Source organism: Paenibacillus sp. FSL M7-0896 (assembly GCF_037975415.1).
In the GTDB taxonomy this organism is placed as follows: Bacteria; Bacillota; Bacilli; order Paenibacillales; family Paenibacillaceae; genus Paenibacillus_AQ; species Paenibacillus_AQ silagei.
Genome location: NZ_CP150250.1, coordinates 1,872,944 through 1,899,868, shown reverse-complemented (window position 1 = coordinate 1,899,868; position 26,925 = coordinate 1,872,944). Strand labels below are relative to the sequence as shown.

The 26,925-nt window shown below is 51.2% G+C and carries 23 protein-coding genes; 4 read left to right on the top strand and 19 right to left on the bottom strand.

Annotated elements, in window-relative coordinates; all coding sequences use genetic code 11:
* Positions 1-7 precede the first annotated feature (7 nt).
* The 5 genes from MKY12_RS07930 to essC are packed head-to-tail and all read right to left on the bottom strand — an operon-like array spanning position 8 to position 6,834.
* On the bottom strand, positions 8-313 hold the full coding sequence (locus tag MKY12_RS07930) for a hypothetical protein (RefSeq protein WP_076079061.1): 306 nt from the start codon (positions 311-313) through the stop codon (positions 8-10).
* A 45-nt stretch (positions 314-358) separates the two neighbouring features.
* Entirely contained in the window at positions 359-1,816 is a 1,458-nt protein-coding gene (locus MKY12_RS07925; protein WP_339313381.1) for a hypothetical protein, read from the bottom strand.
* 27 nt (positions 1,817-1,843) lie between these two features.
* A complete protein-coding gene (locus MKY12_RS07920) occupies positions 1,844-2,095 on the bottom strand; it encodes a hypothetical protein (RefSeq protein ID WP_339313380.1) in 252 nt (83 codons plus the stop codon).
* Between the two features lie 19 nt (positions 2,096-2,114).
* Positions 2,115-2,825, bottom strand: coding sequence for a hypothetical protein (locus MKY12_RS07915; protein WP_339313379.1), 711 nt, complete (start codon positions 2,823-2,825; stop codon positions 2,115-2,117).
* Between the two features lie 22 nt (positions 2,826-2,847).
* Complete coding sequence (gene essC / locus MKY12_RS07910) at positions 2,848-6,834, bottom strand: type VII secretion protein EssC (RefSeq protein WP_339255051.1); 3,987 nt, start codon at positions 6,832-6,834, stop codon at positions 2,848-2,850.
* Between the two features lie 389 nt (positions 6,835-7,223).
* On the opposite strand from essC, the gene MKY12_RS07905 reads away from it, so the two are divergent.
* Together MKY12_RS07905 and MKY12_RS07900 are read left to right on the top strand one after the other, a co-directional pair.
* The gene (locus MKY12_RS07905; protein WP_339255050.1) at positions 7,224-7,610 is read left to right on the top strand and encodes a MerR family transcriptional regulator; all 387 of its coding nucleotides are present in this window, start codon (positions 7,224-7,226) and stop codon (positions 7,608-7,610) included.
* Positions 7,607-8,368, top strand: coding sequence for an SDR family NAD(P)-dependent oxidoreductase (locus tag MKY12_RS07900; protein WP_339255049.1), 762 nt, complete (start codon positions 7,607-7,609; stop codon positions 8,366-8,368). The genes MKY12_RS07905 and MKY12_RS07900 overlap by 4 nt, the downstream gene beginning before the upstream one ends.
* Before the next feature lie 84 nt (positions 8,369-8,452).
* Here MKY12_RS07900 and MKY12_RS07895 read toward each other — a convergent pair whose 3' ends face one another.
* The 14 genes from MKY12_RS07895 to MKY12_RS07830 all read right to left on the bottom strand — a co-directional run bounded on the left by MKY12_RS07895 (position 8,453) and on the right by MKY12_RS07830 (position 25,318).
* Positions 8,453-9,406: an Rpn family recombination-promoting nuclease/putative transposase gene (locus tag MKY12_RS07895; RefSeq protein WP_339257395.1), complete on the bottom strand. Its 954-nt coding sequence runs from the start codon at positions 9,404-9,406 to the stop codon at positions 8,453-8,455.
* Between the two features lie 205 nt (positions 9,407-9,611).
* Entirely contained in the window at positions 9,612-13,949 is a 4,338-nt protein-coding gene (locus tag MKY12_RS07890; protein ID WP_339313378.1) for an S-layer homology domain-containing protein, read from the bottom strand.
* A gap of 98 nt (positions 13,950-14,047) precedes the next feature.
* A complete protein-coding gene (locus MKY12_RS07885) occupies positions 14,048-14,704 on the bottom strand; it encodes a 3-oxoacid CoA-transferase subunit B (protein WP_339313377.1) in 657 nt (218 codons plus the stop codon).
* Positions 14,697-15,365 (bottom strand): CoA transferase subunit A, encoded by a 669-nt coding sequence (locus MKY12_RS07880; protein WP_339313376.1) that lies wholly within the window; start codon positions 15,363-15,365, stop codon positions 14,697-14,699. Before MKY12_RS07880 ends, MKY12_RS07885 begins: the two co-directional genes overlap by 8 nt.
* A 40-nt stretch (positions 15,366-15,405) precedes the next feature.
* A complete protein-coding gene (locus MKY12_RS07875; protein ID WP_339313374.1) occupies positions 15,406-16,146 on the bottom strand; it encodes an acetoacetate decarboxylase in 741 nt (246 codons plus the stop codon).
* Positions 16,147-16,179: 33 nt separating this feature from the next.
* Positions 16,180-17,364 (bottom strand): acetyl-CoA C-acetyltransferase, encoded by a 1,185-nt coding sequence (locus MKY12_RS07870; protein ID WP_339313373.1) that lies wholly within the window; start codon positions 17,362-17,364, stop codon positions 16,180-16,182.
* A 443-nt stretch (positions 17,365-17,807) separates the two neighbouring features.
* Entirely contained in the window at positions 17,808-18,377 is a 570-nt protein-coding gene (locus MKY12_RS07865; protein WP_036692823.1) for a manganese catalase family protein, read from the bottom strand.
* A gap of 48 nt (positions 18,378-18,425) precedes the next feature.
* Positions 18,426-18,692 (bottom strand): spore coat protein CotJB, encoded by a 267-nt coding sequence (locus MKY12_RS07860; protein WP_036721463.1) that lies wholly within the window; start codon positions 18,690-18,692, stop codon positions 18,426-18,428.
* A 3-nt stretch (positions 18,693-18,695) separates the two neighbouring features.
* Positions 18,696-18,911 carry a spore coat associated protein CotJA gene (locus MKY12_RS07855; RefSeq protein WP_036692819.1) on the bottom strand — a complete coding sequence of 72 codons (216 nt, stop codon included), beginning with the start codon at positions 18,909-18,911 and terminating at the stop codon, positions 18,696-18,698.
* A gap of 218 nt (positions 18,912-19,129) precedes the next feature.
* Positions 19,130-20,494, bottom strand: coding sequence for a hemolysin family protein (locus MKY12_RS07850; RefSeq protein ID WP_143803712.1), 1,365 nt, complete (start codon positions 20,492-20,494; stop codon positions 19,130-19,132).
* Positions 20,495-20,506: 12 nt separating this feature from the next.
* The gene (gene yfkAB, locus MKY12_RS07845; RefSeq protein ID WP_339255043.1) at positions 20,507-21,646 is read right to left on the bottom strand and encodes a radical SAM/CxCxxxxC motif protein YfkAB; all 1,140 of its coding nucleotides are present in this window, start codon (positions 21,644-21,646) and stop codon (positions 20,507-20,509) included.
* Positions 21,647-21,815: 169 nt separating this feature from the next.
* Complete coding sequence (locus MKY12_RS07840) at positions 21,816-22,922, bottom strand: HD-GYP domain-containing protein (RefSeq protein WP_036721458.1); 1,107 nt, start codon at positions 22,920-22,922, stop codon at positions 21,816-21,818.
* Positions 22,923-22,981: 59 nt separating this feature from the next.
* Complete coding sequence (locus MKY12_RS07835; RefSeq protein WP_209872766.1) at positions 22,982-23,803, bottom strand: undecaprenyl-diphosphate phosphatase; 822 nt, start codon at positions 23,801-23,803, stop codon at positions 22,982-22,984.
* A gap of 75 nt (positions 23,804-23,878) precedes the next feature.
* Entirely contained in the window at positions 23,879-25,318 is a 1,440-nt protein-coding gene (locus MKY12_RS07830) for a bifunctional UDP-sugar hydrolase/5'-nucleotidase (RefSeq protein WP_339313371.1), read from the bottom strand.
* 153 nt (positions 25,319-25,471) lie between these two features.
* Here MKY12_RS07830 and moaD point away from each other — a divergent pair, with 153 nt between their 5' ends.
* Together moaD and MKY12_RS07820 are read left to right on the top strand one after the other, a co-directional pair.
* Complete coding sequence (gene moaD / locus MKY12_RS07825; protein ID WP_036721451.1) at positions 25,472-25,720, top strand: molybdopterin converting factor subunit 1; 249 nt, start codon at positions 25,472-25,474, stop codon at positions 25,718-25,720.
* Positions 25,721-25,879: 159 nt separating this feature from the next.
* On the top strand, positions 25,880-26,920 hold the full coding sequence (locus MKY12_RS07820) for an HD-GYP domain-containing protein (protein ID WP_036721450.1): 1,041 nt from the start codon (positions 25,880-25,882) through the stop codon (positions 26,918-26,920).
* Positions 26,921-26,925 lie beyond the last annotated feature (5 nt).

Sequence of the window (26,925 nt, the reverse complement as noted above, 5' to 3'; positions counted from 1 at the left end):
TCTCAGGCTATTTAATTTTCCCCGTCATCTTTGTTGCAGCTGCTTTAGCCCGGTCAGCAGCGGCCTTCTCTTCTGCCTGTAGGGTATCCGCATATCTCAGCATATCCGTCTCAAGGCTGCTAATCGCCTGCTTGAAGGTTTCCATCTTCCGGATCCAATCTGTGCAGTGATTCTTGAACTCTTCCCCGCCCAGATCCACCCAATAACCCGGAAGTCCGGTTATAGCAGCGGTCATTTTATCCTTGCATTCCTGGGCAGGAGACAGCAACCGGTGACAATTGAATGCGAGCCCTCTAACCGTACCTGAATCCATATTCAGCCTCCTTAATCATTGGTAAGGTATCCTACTGCTTCAAGCCTATCGGCTCTGCGGAACAAACGAAAATCCAATGCCTATTAATAGTAAAGTCACAAACAAAACGGTGCCTGCAATGGCCCAGAGCAGCGTTTGCTTGCGAATGAGTTTTTTCTGAACACTCAGCAGCTTCATCACCCATTCCACTGCCGCCTTATCCGGATATAGCGGATCTTGATGGGCAGGCATCAGCATCGCCTGTATCTCCGGGAAGTCCTTCTTCAGCATGTGCAGCACCTCCTGATGCCCATTCTCCAGCAGCAGTCTGCAGCGCTTTCGTTCATACGGATTAAGCGTGTTTAGCTTCTCTTTGAGCAGCTCGTATTTCCACATGGCTCCATTACCGATCAGGATAGGAATCTGCGAATTCCACCACAGCTCCAGTCCGCTAATTCCCTTACGCTCCTGATGAATATCCAGCCATAGAATAATATGAGTGAAATCACTGGCCAAGAGCTCTGAGATATCCCACGCATAACCCCTGCGATAGAAAGTGACCCCTTCATATTCAAACATGGTCGAAGTGGAATCCTCTTGCTCGCCCTCAAATACAATCTGCTCCAGCGAGCTGATCTCCGGCCGGTTATCTCCGCATACCAGCGGCTTCCAGCCCAGATCTGCCAGACCTGCAGCCAGCAAAAAGGCCGCAGCACCTACATCCTCTTCTCCCCCGGCACCGCAGATGCCAATCACCAGCGGCACATGGCTGCCTAGTAATCTCGCAGTTCCTGCTAAGGAAGGCTGTTGCTGGCTTTCTGCCGGTATAGATCGTTCCAGACTCTCCAGCGTTCCGGCATCAGCTGCCGGAGCTTCTATCCGGGCTGTTGGCCTCGGCCGGGGAGCAGCTCCCCCTCCGCCAGAGCCTGAGGAAGGAGCCTGCCTGACACCAGCCGGTGCCGCTCCTGTTCTTGGACTTACAGCCGGCTGTGGACGGGCAAGCGAATCCACAGTTCTGGCAGCAGCCTGTTCAGATTCTTCCATAGGCTGAACAGGAGCAGGGGCTGCGGTTGAGCCCTTGAATGAGAACAGGCGCTTCTTTTTGCCAAGGATGCTATAATAATCTCTTGTCGTTTTCTTCTCCCTGATCCAATTCAATAGCTCCTCACCCCGGAATTCCGTGGTGAACTGCAGATCGTGAATATTCATATTGACCATCGTCCGGATGAACTCAATATCTGTTTTCAGTGCCGGATCTAATTGAACAATCAGCCGGGTAGCTTTGAGATACTTCCGGATCAATGTCATGAACGAGACAACTTCGGCTGACTTCACAGGTGTGCTGAGACCTGCTCCGCCCTCTATAATGACTATGGAAGAAGGATCTACCTCTTTACTGCTGAAGCCCCGTATAAAGCTGTGAAGTGTAGAATGTTTACCTGAGATCACATACCCCTCATTCTCCAGTGACCGTGACAAAAGCATGATGAGATCAGGCGAGCAGACCAGATGTACGCTTTTCATATGTAACCTCCTCTATAATCCTCCTGTTCAATAGGGCCAAATCCGGATAAGCGCCCCATCCCCCTGAATCACCTCAGCGAGTACCACTTGTTGGCCAAGCTCTGTCCAATGCTCTCCCGTGCAGCTAACCTCACATTTGAATTCCCAGTCACCGGGGAGCCAGCCCGCCTGCTTCAGCCATTCAAGACATTGCCCTGTGGTCATTGTGAGGGTGATATCCAAATCCATTGTTTTCTTGTTCGCTCCATTGAATATTACTGTGGTAACCGCTGTTGACATCTCCTGATCCCCCTGATCATTACACGGCTTGCAGCCATAGGCATAACTCCTCAATAGCCGTTGACAATGTTACTCTGTCCCGAGTGATTTCCTCTTCCGGTTCACGCTTCAGCACCCACATCAGATTCTTATGAATCACCAGGTTCAGTTCACGGATGACCTGAGCTTCCTTGCCGATGCACCTGATTTCTGCCAGTGCGTATAGCGATGCTCCGGCGTGAAGAAGTTCCTCTGCCCAGCGCTCCAAGTCCGGTTCTTCGAAGATATCTTGTTCAGAATCTCCTTCACCTTCAAGACTCTGGAGCAGTGGAATCCGCTCTATAACCTGGAACATTATTTCATGCTGTGCATAGAGTTCCTGCATAATATATGTATTGGTCTCAGGCAGATACTCCAGCTGAAACCGCGTGTTCCCCTGATGAAAATAATAGATTCTAGAAGGCTTATCTCCGTTCTGTACAACCTGACAGAGGTAAGAAGTACTATTGGCACCTGCGGCAATACACTCATGAAGCACTTCATTAACTTTGGCAAGTCCCATGAAGTCAATCTCCAGATACCCCTTCGCTTCAAGCGTTCTCATCTGGGCATTCATTAACGCACGCTGCCTGCTCTCCGTTTCTGCTTCCAAATCTACGGCTAACCCCGGAAAACCATTCTCCCCGGTTAATGCAGCTAAATATATAATCTCGAGAGCCTGTAATTCAAAATTCTCACGTGCCGGTTCCATCGCTTCATTCACCTGCCATCTATCATTCTGTTGCCATTCTAATTTGCTTCCTGGAGCCTGCAATAAGCAGCATAGCCTCAGCTGGCTCCATTATTTGATTAAGCTCGTTATACTCCATGCTCTCCAGTAAATGAGCGTAAGCCATATGATCGTTCAACCTTCCGCCGGTCAGCAGCGCGTTGCCGCTATTAATCATCTCACCGGCCAGGTTCGTGATAAGCTGCAGCTGATTAAGCTCATGCACGTCACTGCCCACCATCAGCAGCACGCCAAGTCCGCCGCCAAAGCGGGCAATCCGCTCCAGGTGATCCAGTGAATCATTCTCCATCCGGTCAAAGGCCGACTTGAAATGCGGCATTACCAAGACAAGAAGCGGATACTTGGACAAAATATAATCCGTTTCATCAAATTCCCCAGGTGCGGAGCTGTCAGCCAAAGCTTGACGGGCATCATTTTTTCTAAGCTGCAATTGCTCTATGAAGGTATGAGTGAGCTGCAGAAACTCTTCTGCTGTATCCATAACCGTAAGAGCGGAAACGGATTTCAATTCTGCCCGCTTAAAAGTGTTGCTGTCGAATACATACAGCTCCTTGGTTATGGAATCCGCCGAGGCTTCAAACGCCTTCAGGATCGAAGTAAACGTTAGCTCCACATCCTGCTGCCCGGTATAAGAGACTACAAAGCTGCTGATTTCCTTCAGATTGAGTTCTACCGGCAGTGTCGTGGCCTGTTCCAATCCAAGCGGCACCAGCGTTCCCCCGGTTCCTTCCGGCCGGTTCTTGACTGCACGCTCCAGAAGCTCTGCAAGTGAAAGCTTATCCGGTATTACAGAAATCTGAGCAGGACTAGTGTCTCCTGCTACCGCTCTCATCTCTGAGCTGATCCGGCGTATGGAGGCCGCGATTTGATCATCCGAGCTGCCTTCGGCCGGCTGCGCAATATGGAATTCCAGAATCCCGTTTTCTTTTAGCAAGCCACGGCCCACTGTATTGGTCGGTTCCATTCCATCTGTCCTGCCCAGAACGCTGGAGTAATCCAGCCTGTCAGACATTTGAAATACTAGCGACTGCTTAATATTCTGGCTAATCCGGTAAGGATAGGAGCTGACTGTATTGGCCGTAAACACAAAGTAAATTCCGTAGCCTCCCCCTTCGCGCACAAGCTTAGCCAGATCCATAACATAGTCGTCGTACGCCTCTGCGAAGCCTGTGAAATTATCCAGCATAATAACGATATAAGGGACTTTTTCTCCAGTTGCGTTACAGTAAGAGACCAGATTGCTGATGCCAAGCTGAGAAAATTTACGTTTACGCTCATTTAGTTGGGCGAGCAGCCAGCTAATCAGCTTCCCGAGCTTTTGTTCATCCTCCGGATAAATGACATCCCCCAAATGCGGAAGCTCATGATAGACGCCTAAAGTTCTTGTACCGAAATCCAGAATATAAAAATTCACATATCCCGGATCATATTTCATGGCAAGCGACATGATCATTGTCTTCAGTAGAGTGGTCTTCCCGCTGCTTGGCGCTCCATAGACCAGCAAATGTCCATTTACATTAAAATTAATCTCCAGATTGTACTGCTCCTGATCTGAAGGATTGTCTACCCGCCCAACGCTTGCCACCAGTTGATCCCTTGGCTCCTGCCACTGCTGCCCATTCCATATCCGTTCCTGATCAAGCACCTCCGACAGCGCCAAAGTCTCCGGAAGCGGAGGAAGCCACAGCTGGAAGGCCTCTCCAATGGATTCCTTTGCTGAAATATCGGCAATGTGTTGAACTACAGCCTGCAGTTCACTTAACGCCAAGGCATTATCACCCTGTTGCTGCTTCGGAAGCAGCGCTCTGCGCTCCCCGCTTAATGAAACGATGTCCAGCTTGGGCATCCCCTCATCTTCAGCTTCACCTGAATGGTAAGGCGCCCCGCTCCAGGAAGACTGGAACAAGGTGAACAGCTCATTATTGCCCACCTGCAGATAGCCGCGGCCCTTTTCTTTGATCTCGGCAGCCTCCGGACGTTTCAGCATCTCATTACTGTCAGAGGGAGTCTGCACCTTCAGGCACAGCTTGAATCTGGAGTTACTCCAGATTTGATCGTCCACCACTCCGGATGGCTTCTGAGTTGCCAGTATTAAATGAATGCCCAAGCTTCTTCCGACCCGCGCCGCACTGACCAGCTCCTTCATGAACTCCGGCTGATCCGATTTCAGCTCTGCAAACTCATCGACTACGATAATCAAGTGCGGCAGAGGCAGGCGTACCTCCTTATTACGGTAAAGAACAATATAGCTGTCAATACTGGTCACACCAGCTTCACTGAAGAGTCTTTGCCTCCGCATCAGCTCGCTTTTGATGGAGGCCAGCGCCCGGTTAATCTGATTGCCGCCCAGGTTGGTGATCGTTCCCACCAGATGCGGAAGTCCCGTGAAGGCATTGGCCATCCCGCCACCCTTATAGTCAATCAGCACAAACGCAATTTCATGCGGATGATAATTCACCGCCAGACCAAGCAGCAGAGATTGAAGCAACTCACTTTTCCCTGATCCGGTTGTACCCGCTACCAGTCCATGGGGACCGTAGCTAGTCTCATGCATATCGAAGACAAGAGACTTTCCGCCTGCACCCAGCCCAAGGGGAGTGGACAGCGTACGGTTGGCCTGGTTTCGGGACCAGCGTTCCAGTACCTTCAGCTCCTCGACCTGCTGGGCCTCAAAGCTCTCCAGAAAAGTAACCATCGGCGGAATGTAGCTGTTATTCTGTCCGGCCTTAATACGGAGCGGTGCCAAAGAACGGGCGAAAAACTCTGCTTGAGTGTTATACATTGAATCTGTAGTGAAAAAATCAGCCAAATGACCCAGCAGATCATGAGTATCCTTGCGGACAAGTCCTTGACCATCCTTCATCTCCAGAATGACCTGGCAATTCAGCGGCAAAGCAACGTCGATTTTCTCCGATACAAAAATACTTGTCATTCCAAGCTTCGAATCACCTGAGAGCAGGTATTTCATCATTTCCGTACTGTCCCACAGTTCAGGAGCAAAAACCAAAAAAACATAGTGCGGGGTCTGCAAATTCTGCAAGCCGTAGCTTCCTTTGTTACCCTCTTCTCTCTTCCTGAGATCCGCAAGCAGTTCATCGGCAATCGCAGCAGCCTCGTAGGCTGTCGTGGCCAGAGTTCTTTGACTCCGGTCCTTATTCCAGGTATGCGGCAGCCATTTCAGCCACTCCCAGTGCTCCAGATCTTCCGGCTGCATGACACACACGATCCTTACATCATCGTATCCGTGGTGTGTGGTGAGATGAACGATTGCAGCATTCAGGAAATTGCGGACCTCAGGCCGCTTACCGTATAACCCGAGCGTGCTGATACTGCTTAGAGGAATATAGACCGGGATATCTTTTACGTAATACATCTCCTCGCAGATCTTACTGGCGATCTCTTCAAGCGGATTCTCATCATCGATAGCCTTGGTGGTCGGGGTGTATGTAGGTACGAGAGAGATCGGCTGAACCCCGACCCCAATCCGTATATGTAAAAAATCGTCCTCAATAGCTGTTCTCTCCCAGAGCTGTTTACTCCGGCTACGGGCAATTTCTGTACAGCTTTGAATACTTGGATGAATATATGTATGGGCCTCACGCTGCGTACTGGCAGCTCCTTGCAGATCATTGCGAACCTGGAATAAGTAGTTGAGATATTTCTTTTCTAACTTTTTGTTGTGCTCCTGATGCTTGTTCACACTGGCTCTATAATTCATGACCGAGACTATCACCGTGAGCGCCGTCATACCCATCGTGGAGACAAGCATAATATAGGACCTGGTCAGGGTTGACATAAATATGGATATGATCAGCATTCCTAGCGGCGGAACGATAATCGTTAACCAAGAGAAGGACGGTTTCTCCGAAGGCCTGGCGGGATCTTCCAGCTCCAGCACGCCCACCGGGTAGTTTGGTTTAATCCGGGGGGTTCTTTGTACCTGATTGGTTGTCATTTCTTGAATGTTCATTCTTTTCATCACCACTGGATAGGAATTTTGGATTACAAAGCAGATAATTTAATTTTTAAACAATTATTGTATATTTTCATTAAATTGGGACGGGCTTTATTTTTTATCGGATCAGCAAGTGAATAGTTTATATTTTACATAACATTTTCTGCTAAAATAGTTCATTGATCCCTTATGGGCGTTTCTTATCTTTACTCTGTTAAAGTTAACAGAGGAGAAAGTTATAGTTCCTTAGTCATATTTTTTTGTCGAAACGAATTTAGATATAAGGATTTTGTCGGATTTACGTTTCATCTATACTTCAATCTAAAAAGTGTCTTGACTTAAACCTTGGTTTAAGTCGTATCCTATAACTGTCGACACCTAAACAATCAATTGGAGGCCTCCAGATGAACTATTATTCCATTGGCGAAGCGGCAACGCGGTTAGGGATTCCGGAATCTACCATACGTTATTATGAGAAGCAGGGGTTACTGCCCCGGATGGAGCGGGATGAAGCCGGCAGGCGGATTTTCACGGAGGATTACCTCGTTTTCCTTAAGATCATCCTCTATCTGAAAAACACACAGATGCCCATAAGCCAGATCAGGCAATATGTAGACTGGATGGCGGAGGGGGACAGCACGATTGCATTGCGGCTTGCCATGTTTCAAGAACATAAGCAGGCTGTATTGGCACAAATCGCGCTCATGACCGAATCCTTGCAGGGAATTGAGAAGAAAATAGAACGTTATACGAATTATTTAGAGACTAACGGGAAAGAGGTTTTATCATGAAGCTCTCAGGAAACACTCTTCTGATTACAGGCGGAGGCTCCGGCATCGGACTGGCTATGGCGGAACGGTTCATCCAAATGGGGAACACAGTCATCATTACCGGACGGCGTGAGCAAGTGCTACAGTCGGCTAAGGACAAAGTCCCCGGCCTGATTACCCGCTCGTGCGATTTAATGGTAGAGTCAGAACGCCTTGCTCTCTTAGACTGGGTAACATCAAGCTATCCGCAAGTCAATGTCCTGGTGAACAATGCCGGGATTCAGCAGCGCTTCAATATACAGACAGCGGATGTTAGGAATCATTGGGCTGATTTCAATCAGGAAATTACCACCAACCTTGAAGCCCCTCTTCATCTGGCTATGCTGTTTGCTCCATTCTTCGCAAGCCAGGAGGCTGCAACCATCATTAACGTGACCTCAGGTCTGGCCTTTACTCCGTTTGCCATCGCACCGATCTATTCAGCAACGAAGGCGGCCCTTCATTCGTTCACCATGAGTCTGAGACTCCAGCTCTCCGGGACCCGCGTTGAGGTCATCGAGGTGGCCCCGCCGGCCGTAAATACCGATCTCGGCGGATCAGGGCTGCATGTACATGGCGAGCCGTTAGATGCGTTCACGGATGGAATTTTTCAGGGATTCGCTGAAGGACTCCAGGAGATCGGATACGGCACCTCTGTGGACCGTCTGCGCATGTCACGGGACCAGATTGACCAATATGCAGCCCAGATGTATGAGGCGACGAAAGGCTACATTGAATAAAAGATTTGAATCAAAACGCACTAAAGAGACCGTCTTAGGGTAGACGGTCTCTTTGGGCGTGAGCATAATATGATAGAACTCCGCTTACATCAGCTTCTTAATCTTCTCTACCGGTAACTCCACCGCTTTGGAGACCTCTTCTGGAGTGAATCCGTGAAGCAGTAACTTGCGGATAATCTCCGCCTGGCCTTTTTCTACTCCTTGTTCGATTCCCTGTTCAATTCCTCTTTCAATTCCTCTTTCAATTCCTCGTTCTATGCCTTGTTCTATGCCTTTTTCTATGCCTTCAGCTATACCTTCTTCATATCCCCAACGCTTCCAGGCTGGCATGAGTTCCATAATCGCTTCACCCTCCTCCGGGTATTGTATCATCAATTCTTTTATAATCTCTTCATCCTGGACCCGGTCCGGCTGAAAATATAAATCCGCCACTGACATCACAAGCGCCAGCCGTCCTTGATCGAGCCGTGTCTTCAGCTTCATGAACATGCGCAGGAACTCCCGGCGCACATCTCTTGCTTCTCTTGTAGTATACCCCATCTTAGCTAGTAACGCAGCAGCTACTGCATTGTCTGAATCAATAAATCTTCGCCAGTTTTGCTTACGCAATTCTACCTTGAGAAACTGAAAGCGCAGGATCTGATGCTCAGGAATAACCATCTCCAAGGTGTCCTGCTCCTCCCTGATCTCATCTGAAGTGAAGATGGCAATCGGAATAATCAGCTTATGTTCTTTGCGGTAACGTTCAAACAGACGGCTGAAGTAAATAAACATTCGTTCATGAAACCGTGAATCCCGATACGACTGCGGCTCCAGGTGAATGAGAATATAACCGTCCAGTCCTTTGTAGCGGATTTCCAGCAGCAGATCCAGCTCCCGCGCTTCCTCGCCAACAATATCCACCAGCAATTCCTGCATCAGAAACCGGGTCTCACTATAATCCAGCATCGAATCAAGCTCAGGAAAAAACAACTCAATAAATTCCTGAAAAAACGTCTCCAGCAGCTTCTTAAAAGCCTCATCATGCGGTAAGGGTATTTTAGTCGCCTCCTGTTATATCCTGCTTGTTTCTTGTGAGTATATTCCATTTTAGTGGAATATAATATAACAAAAAGCACATGTGTTCTCATTTCGATCGTAGAAAACTATCTTACCCTCCGCTTTACCTTGCTAAAAAAAGAGCAGCCCCGATTAAATGGGGCTGCCCTTGTCTGCTCAGAAGCTTTAGCTTTGTCTACTTATCCTACTCCTCACCCGCTTCAACAAGCTTATCCATGAGCCGGACGATCATCACTACGGCTTCCGCGCGGGAAGCAGAATCCTTTGGTTTGAAGGCGCCATTGCCTTTCCCTGAGACAATTCCTGCATTAGCGAAGGCATTAATTGGCTCTGCCGCCCAGCTTGCCGGGAGGTCGGAGAATGGTGCCGGTGTGCCGGGAACATAGCTTGTAAGACGCGCTAGCATAGTCACAGCTTCCGCGCGGGTGATCTCCTGCTTGGGGTGGAAGGAACCATCGGCGTAGCCCTGAATAACTCCATGCTGTTGAAGCGCCGCAAGTGCCTTCGAAGCCCAATGTCCCTCCGTATCGGAGAATCCGGTCCCCTGCGCCCCCGTGAGGCCAAAAGCTTTTGTGAGCATTACAGCAAACTCAGCGCGTGATACTTTGGCTTCAGGATGGAATGAACCATCCGCGTAACCCGTTATCATCCCCATCCGGGCTGCACGATCAATGAATGATGCACTCCACAGAACGGCAGGTACATCCTGGAACTTGACAACTGCAGCCGTCCGGCCTTTTGCAACGATAGATTTAAGCGTATCTAAGTCCAAGGTATCTTTCAGGACAGGCCTGGTTACCGTTGGCTTTGCGGGACCGGCAGTTATAGCCGGTGTTGGTGCCGGTGTCGTCGTTGCTGTTGGTGCTGGTGTTGCTGTTGCTGTCGGTGTTACCGCCGGCTTTGGTGCTGGCGTTGCTGCCGGTGTTCCTCCCGATTGTGGCGTTGGCGTTGGCGTTGGTGTCGGCGTTGGTGTCGGCGTTGCCACCGGTACCTTTCCGCCCTCAACCACGATGGGAATCGCAATGGTTAAGCCGCCGAAGGAAGCAGTAATTGTTACCCCGTCCCCCGCTGCAATACCCGTAATGATCCCCTTGTCCGATACCGAGGCGACCGCAGGATCTGAAGTTGTCCAACGAACCTGATCCGTAACCACTATATTTGCTCCATTGTCATATACCGCTGTAATCACGGAAGCTGCTTGCTTGTTCACCTGTAAGGTGTGTGTGCCAGGCTCGGCGGTCAGCTTCAGCAGTTTAGGCACCGTACCTTCTGCCTGAACCGTTACCGATAGCTTCACCGGCGGCATGTTACCGTAATTCGCCTGGATGGTAGCTTCTCCCACTTCAACGGCATGAATGATACCCTGGGCGTCTACTGTAGCTGCCCGCTCATTAGAAGATGTCCAGACCGCTTGATTCGTGACATCGGCAGTGGAGTTATCGCTATAGGTAGCCGTAAGCACCGTCGCGTGCGTGTCGCCGACATTCAGCTTCAATTCGGCCGGGGCTACGGCCACGGAAGTCACTGTCCGCTCATCCTTTTTCACAATCGTATAGTTGTCAATTAATTCTGCGCTCTGCGTAGTGCGGGCTTGAATGATGATCTTATCATGGCTTACCTGAATGGCAGAATAGACGGGAACATCCTCGTCAAACATGAAATCAAGATACTCGTATTTGCTTCCATCGTAGAACTTCCAGCCAGAAGCTCCGCCGTCCAGATAGACTGTTCCTTGCTCTCCGTTCAGCAGCGGCTTGCCTTTGCTCATCGGATAGGTACGTGCATATACATGGTCATGGCCTTCCAGCACCAGATCGACCTTCAATTCTTCGAGAATAGGGGCAAAATAAGTCTGTGTGTATTCAATCAGATTGCCGCGTCCATCTTCGGTATGATAGGCAGGTTTGTGGAACATGACAATCTTCCATTTTTTATCACTGGTTAGAATATCCTCCCGCAGCCACTCCGCTTGCTTACCCATTGTTGCTTCGTCTGCTTCAGAGTTCAGCACCACGAAATGCACCTCTCCTGAGTCGAACGAATAGGCATACTCCTTCTGGAGCTCAGGTCCGTTAACAGGAAGCCCCAAGGCTTTGGCGAAAATGTACTTTCCTCCCCCTTTGACATCATGATTCCCCATGGCATACGCTGAAGGAACAGAGGAGGTATAGATCGACGAGGCTTGCCAGAACTGGTTCCATTCATTCAAAACCGCCCCATCATCGACCATATCACCGCCATGCATAACGAACTGGGTATCGGGATAATTCGTGAACGCATTCTGGATCAATTGCTGATAGGTCTCCAGCCCATTGTCCCCTTTGGTATGCGAATCGGTTACAAATACAAAGGAAACAGGCTTGTCCGGCGCAGCCTCCACCGTCTTATAATTGGACCAATCGCTCCAATGGCCTTCGTAGCCAACTCTGTAAAGATAGCCCGTACCTGGCTCAAGACCCGTGACTAATGCGTTATGAAGCTTGATTTCGCCCATAGGTCCGCCTGCAACCTCAGGAATGACCTCCACCTCGGAGAGCGCGCGCTGCTTGGCTGCTTTTGCCGGAGCATTCGTCAGATCACTATCCACCCAATCACTATCTTTCATATACTGGATGTAAGCTTCTTGAACACTTGGCGCGCTCTGCCACCCTACACTCATCATCGTCTTCATATCTTCGGTCACAAAGGTCTGCACATATTGCGGATCTGCCCCGCCAAACGGAGCTACAACATTCATATTGATACTCTCGCTGGTCCCGCCATCCTTGACAGCCTGAACGCTCCAAGTGCCAATGGCAAGGTTCGTCAGGGACGTATGAATCTCTCCCAAGGCATCCGTCAAGCCTATTCCTGCGGTAAGATCACTCTGCTCCACATCTGCGGATGAGATGTACCCTGCCTTGCTGCCATCCGGCAAATACACCTTTATGAATCCGGAAGCACTACCAGCTGTGGCGAACATCCGCGCGTCTTTCTCTACAGCAAGCAACACTGCGGACGATGGATCGGCTTTGGCATACACTTTGGACTCATCGGCGGTTACACGCACATAAGTCTGAGGACCGCTGGTATCGCTAAAATCAATCCCGGCTCCTTCCACCGGCGCTCCTGCGCGGGAGGTAACCGTGATGATACTCTGAGTGTGCAGCGCTGATCCCTTGATGCTGAGCTTGTAAGGAAACCCGATCTTATACCTAAGCGGGGAGGCTAAGGAAGGAACTGGCGTCCCGCTTTCATACCCGAAACTGCCTTCCACCATAGCCATCTGCTTAGCCGTCTCGCCGCGTTCCATTTTCGCAGACCGGTTCACCTCAAAATCAATACTTGCCAGCGCATCCGCCTGATCCCCTTGCAATCCCTCGGCACTGACTTCAACATAGCCGCCTGTATTATCGAGGACTGTCTGCACATGGCTGAGGCCGGAGCGTGCAGTAATCACATTGGCCTGCAATGTCTCTGGATCGAACTTGATTCTGGCATGGAAGCTCTTAGCCTCGCCTACGTCCGTCGCCTTCAGCTTCAGCCGGTAGGTCTCATTACTGACAGCCTCTTCCGGGGCTTCCAAGGTAAATCTGGCCCCATGCTCAATCTGAAAAGCATATTCTGCTGCTGCCGGATTGCCGGCCATATCCTTCACTTCTGCCAGCACTTGATGATAACCTCCGGCCAGCGGAAGCTCCGGGTGATAGGTAATCTGCTTATGATTCAGATCATAGACATAAGTTGACGGTGCCGCAGGCTGACCATCCACAGTTAACCGGATGGAATCCGGGTCAATGCCCGACTTGGCATCCTCCGCTGACAGAATAATGTCAGAGACAGGGGCGCTCAAGGTTTGATTAGGAGCCGGTGCCGCTGGACTTAACACAGGCACATCCATATCTTCATTAACCGGCTCATCATAGATCAGCCTGACGTCATCAATCCAGATCGAGCCTTTATTCTTTTTGCTCATTTGTCTTTCTTTCATCTGGAAGTAGAAGGCCAGTGTACCCGGCATGGTCAGGTCTGAACCTATATCCGCCTCAACATACTTCCAGCCGCTCCAGTCGATCCCGGTCTCTTCACTCCTGATTTCATACGTTTTGGATTTGCCGGTGGAAGACACGTAGAACTTGGAGGTGAGGCCATGACCTTCCTGATTGGCGTATACCCACATCCCGATTCTCTTAGGCGTTCGGTTAGAGAGCGGCAGCTGAGTCGCGGGACCCACGGCAACCTGAGAGGGGTTATCGGTTATGCCAATGAAGTCATAATCAATCCGCAGGGACTTCGCTCCGCTATGTACGTATTTCGGATTCGTCTCCAGCGCCAGACTGCCGCTATGAATACGGGCACTGTCAAAGGTTAGGTCCGTTAAGCTCACCTGTTCAAAATCCTCTACCTTCACGACCCCGCTAGGTTCCCCTGCCTCTCCATAGACGGTGGGTGATTGGGATAGAGAGGGTGGCATGAGCGGAAGCAGAACTGTTACTGCCAGAATTCCGCTCAAGACTCTCTTTACAAATGGATGATTACTCACGAACTTTCACGCTCCTTGTTGTCTGTTCTAGTAGACAGCATAACGGCGTAATATGTTCGTAGAATCATCGCAATGTAAGCATATTAAATTTTATTGTATTAGACAGCAATCGCCTTAAGGTCCGGGGAGATCCATAGCTCGGCCCCTGTAGCCTTCTGAACGTCTTCCACCGTCAGACCCGGTGCAATTTCCATCAGCATCAGCCCCTGGCCCGGGATCACCTCGATGACCGCCATTTCAGTGACAATCGTGTTTACGACATGTACCGCCGTCAGGGGGAGCTTGCAGTCTTTCACTATTTTCGGCTGCCCGTCCTTGCTCACATGATCCATGGCGATAATGACCCGCTTGGCCCCGACTACCAGATCCATAGCTCCGCCCATGCCCGGAACCTTTTTCCCCGGAATCATCCAGCTTGCCAGATTGCCTTGCTCATCGACTTCAAGCGCGCCCAGCACAGTGATGTCCACATGCCCGCCACGGATGATCGAGAAGGAGACCGCGCTGTCAAAATAGCAGGCTCCGGCCATCGTGGTCACGAAGCTGCCGCCAGAATCTATACAATCGATGTTTTCTTCTGACTTCGCCGCTTTGGGGCCGACTCCAAGTATTCCGTTCTCCGCCTGTAGCATAATCTGGACATGATCAGGAATATAATCGACTGCCAGGGTCGGCATACCGATCCCCAGATTCACCACATCGCCGTCCTTGAACTCCTGGGCGATTCTTCTCACAATGAATTCCCGGTTATTCATGCGTATTCCACACCTTTACAATGGCATCAATCAAAATTCCCGGGACATTGACATGATTGGGATCAATCTCCCCGAGCTTCACATAATCATCTACCTCAGCGATTACATAATCCGCCGCCATCGCCATAACGAAATTAAAGTTCCGTGAGGAACCGTCGATCACCAGATTCCCCGCCTCGTCCGCCTTATGGGCCCGGATTAGTGCCACATCTGCATGGAGAGGCAGCTCGAGTAAATATTCCCTCCCTTCAATATCGAGCTTCCTTTTACCTTCCTCTACAATCGTCCCTACTCCTACAGGGGTTAACACACCACCCAGCCCCGCTCCACCAGCCCGAATTTTCTCAGCTAACGTGCCCTGCGGATAGAGATTCACCTCCGCTTCTTTGGTCATCAGCAGCCTTCCCGTTTCCGGGTTGGAGCCGATGTAGGAGGCATAGATTCGCTTGACCCGGCCGCTTTTGACCAGCTTATAGATCGATAATTCCGGGGTGCCGGTATCATTGGAGATTAGCGAGAGCTGACCGGCTGACTGCGTCTCGACAAGCGCACGCACCAGCTCTTCGGGGTGGCCGCCAGCCAGAAAACCGCCGACCATCACGGTATCTCCATCCTTCACCCTCTTCACGGCGTCTTCGGCGGAGATTAATTTGTTTATCATAGATTTCAGGCTCCTTATTCATTATTTGGAGAATAGCTGGTTACTGGAGATAATCATGAATGACTTTGCCATAAGGCAGCGTTAGATCGGCAATAAAATGCTTTCCCCCGCGGTACGTCTTCACCGGAAAATCGGCCACAGGAGCATTCACATGGGGAATCAGGCTTAAGCGGGCCGGCCCGGTCCAAGCGCCTTTTACGTGAACATATTCAAGAGTGTAGGCAACCAGCTGCGCAATCTTAGGGGTACCATCCACATTGGGAATGAGCTTCAGATTCACTTGAGTTTTGGCGATAGCTCTAGCTGTGTCCTCTGTATCCAGCAGGTTATGCTTGTAAGGCATGGTTCCCACAGCCACCAGGACATCGTTATAATATAGCGTGCCGGTCAGCGTCTCTGTGCCTGCAACTGTCAGGCGGGGAGAGGCCCACTTTTTGGGGAACCCCCAGATCTCCCGTCCTCCCAGAATGGCAGGCGCATTATCCAGATACATCTGGGCCACGAAATTGCACGGCTCCCCCTGAAAGGTACACGGAATCACGATCCCGCTCTCCTCATAGCTTCCCAGACCCGACGAATCGGGCATCTTGATCCATTCATAAGACACGGTGTTACTTCCATCCGGCTGTAAGGGTTCCGGGACCGCCTGTCTGATCGCAGCAGGGTCAGATTCATAAGTGATGACCATAAATTCACGGTCAATGAAGCGGTAAGGCGGACGCCCGTAACCCGGACTGGCCGCAGGCATGGATTGCAGCGTAAGAACCTCTTTTGCATTCATAATGATCTTAAACCCCTTTCTGTCAGCGTTGTGTTAATAGCGTGCGTTCTCGACCAGCATGGCAATGCCCATCCCCGTTCCGATGCACAAGCTGGCTATACCGTAATGCGACGATCTCCGTACCATTTCATGCACCAGTGTAACTAACACTCTGGCTCCGCTTGCCCCGACAGGATGTCCAATCGCAATCGCGCCGCCATTGACATTCACCTTCTCCGGGTTAATCTCCAGCTCATGCAATACCGCTATGGCCTGTGCCGCGAAGGCTTCATTAATCTCGAACAGATCGATAGCTTCTAGAGGGATATCCTGATTCTTAAGCAGCGACTTAATGGCTCTTACCGGACCCATTCCCATGTAGGCAGGATCTACGCCAACCAGTGAATAACCCTTAATATAGGCTAAAGGCTCTACCTCATGCTCCTTGCATTTGTCTTCCGACATGACCAGCACAGCCGCCGCACCATCATTGATCCCCGAGGCATTTCCGGCAGTCACCGACCCGTTTTCCTTAAAAGCAGGCTTTAGATGAGCAAGCTTCTCTTTGCTGACCTCTCCTCTTACATGCTCGTCCTCCGCGAACCATACAGTTTCCTTTTTGCTGGTGGTCATCACGGGTACAATCTGCTCAGCAAAAACCTTATTTCTCTTAGCTTCGGAGGCCTTGATCTGGCTGTCATAAGCAAATTCATCCTGCTCCAGTCGCGAAATATGATATTTCTCGGCAATGTTCTCGGCTGTAATGCCCATATGGTAATGATTGATCGGGCAGGTCAGCCCGTCAGCGACCACGGTATCTATCAGCTCGCTGTTTCCAAGCTTATAGCCGTTTCTTGCATTTCTCAGCACATAAGGGGCATTCGACATACTCTCCATCCCTCCGGCCATAAGGACACTCCCTTGTTCAGCCCGAATAGAGTTGTAAGCTAAAGCGACGGCATGAAGCCCTGAACCGCAAACGGTGTTGATAGTTGTTGCAGGGACTTCAATAGGGATACCGGCTTGCAGTGCCGCCTGTCTGGCAGGATTCTGGCCCTCGCCCGCCTGTAGGACATTGCCCAGATAGATCTGCTCCACTAACGCAGGCTCTACATGGCTTTGCTGAAGGCAGGCCGTCATCACATTTGCTCCTAATTCTGTAGCACTGACTAATGAAAGTCCGTTGTTAAAAGAACCAACTGCTGTCCGTAATGGATTAACCAATGCAACTCTGTTCACAAAATCTCACATTCCTTTCTGATTGTAGTGGACTTACGTGCGGGTATGATCACGATGTATGAGAGAGTATGCGTTACGGCTTAGATCGGCTTAATCAGCTTGATTAGCTTGATCCGCTATGCCGCCTTGATCGCCTTCCTCCGTCTGATTATTTGGTATTTATTTACATATTCAGTGTAAGCCTAAACGCCGGTTTCCTCAACACTCAAAAATATACATAATTTTACATACAAATAGCTCTAAGCCCTTGTACACTCCCCAACGAGGTCATGCTATCATTTCCTTTGAAATTCTGGTTATTAATGGTTATTTCAGAAAAACGCATGAAAACATACCAAAAGAGTTCATATTTAAAACGCCTCCGGCCCTTACTTGGGTCTGGAGGCGTTTTTTGCAGCTCTCTTAGCATATTGTTCCGTTATTTGTTTGTGTATTCATTATTGTCAGAACACCCGCTTCTTATCCTTCTCCTCAATCAAAATCTGCACCGATTCCTTGAACCGGATCGCATGAATGATCTCCCGCTCGCGCAGGAACTTGAGGCTGTCCTGCAGATCCACATCGTCGGTCATGTCAATCAGCCACTGGTATGTAGCCCGGGCCTTCTCCTCGGCGGCGATATCCTCATACAGATCTGCGATTGGATCTCCCTTCGCAGCGATGTAGGCTGCTGTGAACGGAACACCTGCAGAGTTGTTATAGAACAACGCATGATCCCGCTGCGCATAATTCGGGCCTAAGCCTGCGGCTTCCAGCTCCTGCACCGAGGCGTCCTTGGTCAGCTTGTAGATCATGGTGGCAATCATTTCGAGGTGTGCAAATTCCTCAGTGGAAATATCAGTCAAAACACCAATTACCTTATCGGGTATAGCATACCGCTGGTTCATATAGCGCAGCGCCGCAGCCAGCTCACCGTCCGCACCGCCGTATTGCTCCATCAGATAGCGGGCCATCCGCACATCACATTTGCCGACACGCACCGGGTATTGCAGCTTTTTCTCATAGATCCACATTCGTGAACTTCCCCCTCCTTAAGGCTATTTCATTCCCGGCTTCATGTCTTAGACTTGCCAAGGCCAGGGACTCTCGCTCCATTGCCATGGAGCCTTGGAATAGGCGCGGCCGAAATTCTGCAGCGGTCCGTATAGCTCCTGGAACTGGTTCGCCAGCTTGGTGCGCTCATACGTCAGTTGATTGAACTGCTCAATCGCCTTCACATCCTGCGGATGAGTGTCCAGGTACAGATTCAGCTCTACGAGTGCAAAATCAAGTACCTGCAGCTGCTCCAGCATCTCGTAATAACGGGGCTCGCAAGGATTCGCTTCCATAGCCTACTTCCCTCCTTTGAACTTGGACTCATAAGGGCTGTATAGCGATGGCCATAACGTTCCATGCTTGAGCGCCTCCGGCAGGGAGAACTGCGGCAGATTCGGGGGCTGAAACGTGACGAATTGATTCGGCGGCACAACATACGTCTTGAACGGCACCGGCGGACAAGGATCAAACGGTCCCCTGTACGGTGTCCATACGCGATCCTGGGAGTTCAATGATCATTCCTCCTCGTAAGGTTTTGACGGCATGGCCTGATGGATGTCCAGATCTCTGATCGTTACCTTCGTAACTAACTTATGACAGTCCAAGGGTGGAAAAGAACAACTGCCCAATAAAATCGCCCTAAGCAACAAAAAAACAGGGCCCCCAAAAGCCCTGCAAACCGGCTTCTGAAGTACCCTGCTCTATTTAAAAATAAGAGTTACACTTCTGCTTACTCCTTCTCCTCTTCCACGGCTTCCGCATCCTCTTCGGACTCTGGCGGCGGCTCGCGGTGGATGTTGATCCGGGTGATCCGCAGCCGGGTGGATTCCTCCACCTCGAAGGTGACGTCGCCTACCACAACTTTCTTGCCCTTGGACGGATTGCCCTCCAGCTCCTTGAACAGCCAGCCGCCGATGGAATCCACCTCGTCATCCTCAATCACGACGCCTGTGAGATCGTTGACGTCTTCAATCAGCATCCGGCCCTCTACGGAGATGTAATCGCCGTTACGCTCTACGCTGGGGCGTTCATCCTCGAACTCGTCATGCAGATCGCCGACGATCTCCTCCAGAATCTCTTCAGCGGTCAGCAGCCCCGCCGTTCCGCCGTACTCGTCAACGACCAGCGTCAGCTGGGCCTTGTTCTTCTGCATCAGCCGCAGCGCATGGCTGATCTCCATCGATTCCGGCACGTTCAGAATCGGCCGGACCAGGGAAGCCAGATCATTCTGCTGCTCCGGCGGGGCGAACAGCAGATCCGTAATATGGATGAAGCCGATAATCCGGTCCTTGTCCTCGAAGGCCACCGGATAACGCGAATGCTTCGTTTCCGTAATGATCCGCATGTTCTCCTCCAGCGGAAGATTGCTGTACAGTACATCCATATCGGTACGCGGCAGCATCACCTCACGGGCCAGCAGGTCCGAGAATTCGAAGATGTTATCCATCAGCTTCATCTCATCCTGATCGATCACCCCGCTCTTCGCGCTCTGATTCATCAGAATGCGGATTTCCTCCTCCGAATGGGCAGCCTCGGCTTCACTGGCCGGCTCCACGCCGAACAATCTCAGCAGAGCGTTCGCTGACGCATTCAGCACCCAGATGAAGGGCAGAAACAGATTATAGAAGAACATCAGCGGAGCGGACAGCAGCAGTGCTGAGCCTTCCGTTTTTTGAATAGCCAGAGATTTCGGTGCCAGTTCCCCCAGCACAATATGTAAAAAGGTAATAATCGAGAAGCCGATAATCACAGATACCGTTGAGATTAGCGTCTGGTCAGTAACACCGATCTGGTACATCAGGGGCTCCACCAGCAGCTCCGAGATCGCCGGTTCCCCGACCCAGCCGAGTCCAAGGGAAGCGAGTGTGATCCCGAACTGGGTGGCCGACAGATACGAATCCAGCCGCTTGTTGACCTTAAGCGCATATCCCGCCATTTTGTTCCCTTCGCTGACCAGCTGGGTCAGACGGGACTGTCTGACCTTAACCAGCGAGAATTCCGCCGCAACAAATACACCATTTAATAATACGAGCACCAGAACGAGCAAAAGATTAAGCACTAATCTTCCTATTTCAAATTCCGTATGCACTATAATAACGCCCCATTTCTACAAGGTGATCGCTTTTCTGGTTTTGAAATCGACCCCGGGATAATACATATCGGCCACGAGCAGGTTAGGCCCGCAGCAGCCTGCCGCATCACAGTAACAATTCACTTGCTGATTCAAGGGATGCTTAGTCTGCCACTCCGTGAAAATGTCATCCAGCTTCGAGTCGCTGATATTGCCAAAGGCGGATATGTCGGCGAAGTCTGTTACAAAGACATCGCCCGTGAACAGGTTGACATTGACCCGGTTTCTTCCGTCCGGATCATTGCGCAGCGTTACATTCTTCTCGCTGCGCAGTCTGCTCAGCAGCTGCTGGTCTTCCTCCAGGAAGCTGCAGGCGAAGAACGGCAGCGTGCCGAACAGCATCCACATCTCCGGGTCACGATGGTCAAGGAGGGAATGAATAGCAGTATTCATCTCCCGGAGCGACAGCACAGGCAGCTTCGAGGCGAAGCTGGATGCGTACATCGGGTGTACCTCATGCCGTCTAGCCCCCATGTCCCCGATCAGCCGGTGAATCTCGGGAAGCTTGGTGTGTGTACGATAGTTGATCATCGACTCGGCAGAGATCAGCATTCCGTCGCTGCTCAGCCGGCGGGAATTCTCCAGCATCGTATCATACAGCCGGTAGGCGGCCTCCTTCGAGACCGGGTGCCCGCTGTTCGCGAAGCCCACCTCGTGGAAGTCATCGCCGTTCACATAATTGAACGAGATATGCATGACATCCAGGTAAGGGAGCAGCTGCTCATAACGGGAATACGGCATGGTCAGATTGGAGTTGATCTGCGAACGGATGCCCCGCTCCCGCGCATATTTCAGCAGCGGTACGATGGTATTCTCCACCGTCCCGGCACGGAACATCGGCTCCCCGCCCGTAATGCTGATAGTCTGCAGGTGCTCTACCTCGTCCAGACGCTTCAGCATCTTGGTTAAAGGCAGCAGCTCTCCCTCTTTCATCGTAAGACTGTCGCCGACGGCGCAATGCTCGCAGCGCATATTGCATAGATTCGTGACCGTCATCTCTACACTGGTCAGCACATGCTGCCCGTATTCACGGAGTGAAGTAATCGGATCCCACGGATCATACTCCGGCGACAGCTCTTTTACAGGGATTATAGATGATGGCTCTAATATACTCATTTCTTAATGCTCCTTTAATGCTTATTCCTTATTATTAACCCAAAACAAAAGAAAAAGAACGATAACTTAAGCTATATCATACCACGACTACTCAAAAAAACAGCAAGGCGGAGAATACAGCTCCGCAATTCCTGCAGATACCCTATTCTCTCCTCGCTGCGCAGAACACCTATCCGGTACTTTTCACTACAGGTTCTCCCCCGTCTGTCACATCCACAATGACTACAGAGAGGGCTTTGCTGAGATCACGTTCATAGGGGGTAACCGTTTCGCCTTCGGGTCCATTCAGCACCCGGACAACAGGCCGATGTGGTGTGCTGGGGTCAATCTTGACCACCACACCACTCTCGCCGGAGCTGAGCTTCACCGTAAGTCCCAGCGGATAGATGGCCACGCGGTCTCTGAATAACTCCAGTTGCTTCTGCTCATACAAAGTTCCTGAGCCGACATACAGCGCTTCTACCGCCTGATGGGGCAGCATGGCTTTTTTGTAAATCCGGTTGGAGGTCATCGCATCATAGGAATCGGCGACCCCCAGCCATTTCGCATATTCATGGATCTGCGGACCCGTCAGGCCGCGCGGATAGCCGGAGCCGTCAATCCGTTCATGATGCTGCAGGGCACAGTGGGCCGCCAGCAGAGGAATATTCGGCTCTTCCTTGAGAATGCGGTATCCGATCTCCGTATGCGCCTGCATATGGCGGAACTCCTCCTCGCTGAGCATGCCGGGCTTTTGAACAATTTTGACAGGAATCTGCGTCTTGCCGATATCATGCAGCAGCGCACCAAGCCCGATGACCCGCAGCTCTTCTTTGCTGTAGCCGTGGGCAATGCCCAGCACCAGCGTATACAGGCATACGTTCAGGGAATGGACATACAGGTAGTTGTCGGCGGTGTGCATGTCAAGCAGCATGATCATCGGGTCCTCCTGCAGGGACATGTCATCAAGGATGGAATCCATCACCTTGGAGAACTTTTTATCCAGATGATAAAAGCCCTTGGTAATTCCCGAGGCGCCGGACATCTGCTGGAACTGGTTCCGGATGACCTTGAGCGCCTGATTGCGCGTCTCGTCCTGCAGCATTCCGGGGATCACAATATCCTCCGTGAGCGAATCCTCAATATAGATATAGCCGATATCGATTCTGGCGAGCCGCTTGATCAGGGAATCGGTAAGCTCCACTCCGTCCGCAAGCAGAACCAGCCCTTCATCATTATATATTTTTTTACCCAGCTTCATTCCCGCCTGAAGCCGATTGACGGATACTAGACGCACCTTGGCTCACTCCTGCCTTTAAACGGTAAAATTGCTTTTCTGTGATGCCAAGCTGAGAATCAACGCATAATAAACAGCCAGAAGGCGGCTGCAAGGATAAAGCGGTAGATGGCAAAATGCGTCGGTCTGATCTTCTGGATCATTCTCATGAACAGAACCACCACCACATAAGCCACGATGAAGGAAATAATGAAGCCAATGACAAAATACCCGATCGTCTCACTCGTAAAGTTCTTGTACGAATCCAGCAGCTCATACCCCGAGGCCGCACACATAATCGGAATCGCGATCAGGAAGGAGAAGTCGGCCGAGGCCTTGTAGCTCACTCCGCTCAGCATCCCCCCGGAAATGGTCGAGCCGGAACGGGAGAACCCGGGCCAGAGGACGGAAATAATCTGGAACAGTCCGATCGAGAGTGCCTGCCCGTAGGACAGATCATCCAGATCATGCGCCGTCACGCGGATCTTGCGTTTGTTGACCCATTCGGCAATGATCATCAGAATACCGCCTGCGACCAGCGCCCAGAGGACGGTGGATGCCCCGAAGAGGCTTTTAATGAAGTCCCGGGCAAAAAAAGCTACAGCGAGCGCAGGCACAATGCCCAACAGCACATGAATCAGGTTCAGGCGGGCTGCCGGCATTACGCCCCCTCTGTCTCTGCGGCCGAATCCGAGCAGATCCACAATCCGCTGGCGGTAGACCAGCGCAATCGCCAGTATAGCCCCCAGCTGAATCACGATCTCATACGTCTTCATAATCGAATCCTGCTCGTTAAATCCCAGAAGCTTAGTCGTTAGAATCATGTGTCCCGTCGAAGAAACCGGAATGAACTCCGTGATTCCTTCCACAATTGCCAGAATAATGGCTGTAATTGTATCCATATTACTCCTCCTGATCTAGTCAATGAAACCTGGTACTGTGTTAACTATCAATTTAATAAAACATGGTGTGGATCATCAGGTGGATTGCCTCTCCCAGCGAACCGCTTCACACTCATCCAGACTCCCCGGGCGCTGCAGCTCCATCCGCAGCAGATCGCGGAGGAAATGAGGCAGCAAATATACCGCCTCCCGGCCATTGGCTATACTCTCGTAGCCTGTACGGAACGTAAACATATCCAGCGTGCCGACACTATATACCTTGGTATCCTCCAGCTGCTCCCCGCCGGCAAAAATCGCAATACCGTTATCATAAGGCATGACCCTTGGATCGTACAAGATTTTTAATCCGTCCACGGCCAGGGTGCCCAGCACCTCTCCCCGGAAGCCATATCCGTAGATGACTTTATTCCGGAACTCTGCCATCAGACTTTGTTCCAGTGCGGTGCGGATATCCTTGCCTGTCAGCTGTACAATACAAGGATTAATCGGAGAAGGACATAAGGCATGCAGCATGCCTGTAGTGATATTCCCTTCCGGCAGCGGGCCAAGCAGCTGGCCTGTATTCACGAGTGAGATGGGACTGCCTGTGAACTGGCGGACCGCCTGTGCCAGCAGGTTGCCAAAAGGGGACTCCCCCTGCAGATCCAGCGGCAGCATGCGGTCGCTGATGGCAACCGTCTCCTCCAGGGCCTCACGCCCGCGCAGCAGATGGATCGCTGCCGCCGGAGCGATCAGCTCCTCCGTCAAGGCAGGATCAACTTCCGTGCAGCCTCCTTCGGCCAGGTGAAACGCTCCGTCCGGCTGCTGCCGCTCGAAGACCACCCGTCCGGCGTACCGGCCGAATTTGCCGGCTCCACATACGGCGGTCCCGTTAATCATCTGCGGCTGCTCCAGCATATGGTGGGTGTGCCCGCCCAGAATGGCATGCACGCCCTCCAGGTTCTCTGCCAGCCTCTGGTCTGCGGGTAACCCCAGATGAGACAGAATGATCACGATATCCACCTGCGGGGCAAGCAGCTGAACCTGCTCGCGCAGCGCCTCTTCCGGGTCCAGCACATCCCAGCCGAGCAGGGAATAGAAGGAGGTGAACGCCGCCGTAGCACCGGTCAGTCCAATCTTGATGCCGTCCTTCTCCAGAACCGCGTGGCGCTGCATCCAGTGCGGCGGCTCACCGGTAGCGGACTCCAGGAAATTGCAGCATACCACAGGACACTGGATACCTGTAAATATGGCTGAGAGCATCTCCTTGGAGAAGGTGAGGCCTTCGTTATTGCCGATGGTGACTGCATCGTATCCGGTCAGATTCATAATATCTATGTTGGCCTGTCCCATCGTGCCTTCCGTCTCTACAGCAGCGCGGTCCATATGATCGCCGATATCAAGCAGCAGCACCGGATCCTCGCCTGCCGCTGCCTTCATTGCGGATATCACTGCCGCAAGCGGACTCATCATTTCAAAGTGGCTATGTATATCATTGGTATGAATAATGGTTAATCTTTGCGGCCCAGGCTTCATAAGCTGGCTTCCCTCCCACTTGTACAGCCGTTTATAAAGTAAGCGGCAGGCTTGTTCAGTTCTAGAGTTAGCATAACATTTTCAGACCCAATATGGTATATTGTAATCATTATAAGCTGTCCTAAGCTTAAGTCCAGAAAGGGTGAAGAAAGCATGCATATCTCCATCCGGCTGTTCGCCGGTCTGGCCGAAATCATCGGCTCCTCCACTCTGGTCTTCCACGCCCAGGAGTCCCCTTTGACAGCAGGCAGGCTGAAGGAACTCCTCTCCGCCTCCTATCCCGATGCCGCGCCGCAGATCAGTGTGTCCCTTGTAGCCGTTGATCAGGAATATGCGCCTGATGATACGGATATTACCGAAGGCTCAGAGGTGGCCTTCATTCCGCCCGTATCCGGCGGTTAACCGGACCGTTCCCCTTCCGCGAATCTGCATAGATACACAACAGGGTAGGACCAGCGGGTTGCACAATCTGCAAGCTACAATCAGTACTCTTACACCATTGAATATTGCGGACTTTGTTGCTATGCTGTAAAAAATTGCTATAGTAAGGTGGCCTAGTCATTGAGAGTACACGTGATGGATCTTAAACCGGGTGATCATCTGCGGATGGATACCTTCAGCTCCCGCGGGCTGCATGTACTCCCTAAGGGATCACGGCTGCAAATGGAGGAAATCGCCAAGCTGATACAGCACGGCGTGGATTATGTAGACATTGAAACGGTACAGGAAGAGCCCGCCCCTTCCAGCCGGACATCAATCATTCAGGCCGCAGCCAGCAGCTTCGATACCACGATTGACGGTTTTGAATCTCTATATATGGAAGCGCTCAGCAAAGGCAGCTTCAATCAGTCCGTAGTGGATGATATTCTACAGCCGACCTTGTCCACGCTGGACAAACATAAGGACGTAGTGACACTCCTGCTGCTGCTGGACCGGGAAGATAACTATACCTACAATCATTCCCTGCAGGTAGGCATGCTCTCGTATTATCTTGCCTCGTGGCTCGGATATTCCAAGACAGAGTGCTACGAGATCGGGCGTGCGGGATACCTGATTGATATCGGCAAATGCCGCATCTCCCCCGCAATTCTGAATAAGCCTGGTAAGTTAACCCCTGATGAATACGAAGAGATCAAATTACATACGATTTACGGTTACGAAATCATACAGAACTCCATGAACGATCCTTTCACTGCTCTGGTTGCCCTGCAGCATCATGAACGCGAGGACGGCTCCGGTTATCCCAAGCAGCTGACCAAGACAGATATTCATCCTTACGCCCAGATCGCAGCCGTTGCGGATATTTACAGTGCCATGACCACTCACCGGGTCTATCAGTCCAAGCAGGAGCTGATTTCCGTTCTGCGTGAGATCAACTCCCTCAGCTTCGGGAAGCTGAACGGCAAACCGGTCCAGGCCTTCATCAATCACCTGATGCCTAACTTCATCGGCAAGCGCGTTCTGCTGAGCACCGGTGATATGGGTGTTATCGTGATGAACAACCCGCTGGATGTCTTCCGTCCGCTTGTACAGAGCGAAGGCAAGTTCCTTGACCTGTCCCGCGAACGCAAAATTGCCGTCGTTGAGATTTATATGGAGTAGAGAGA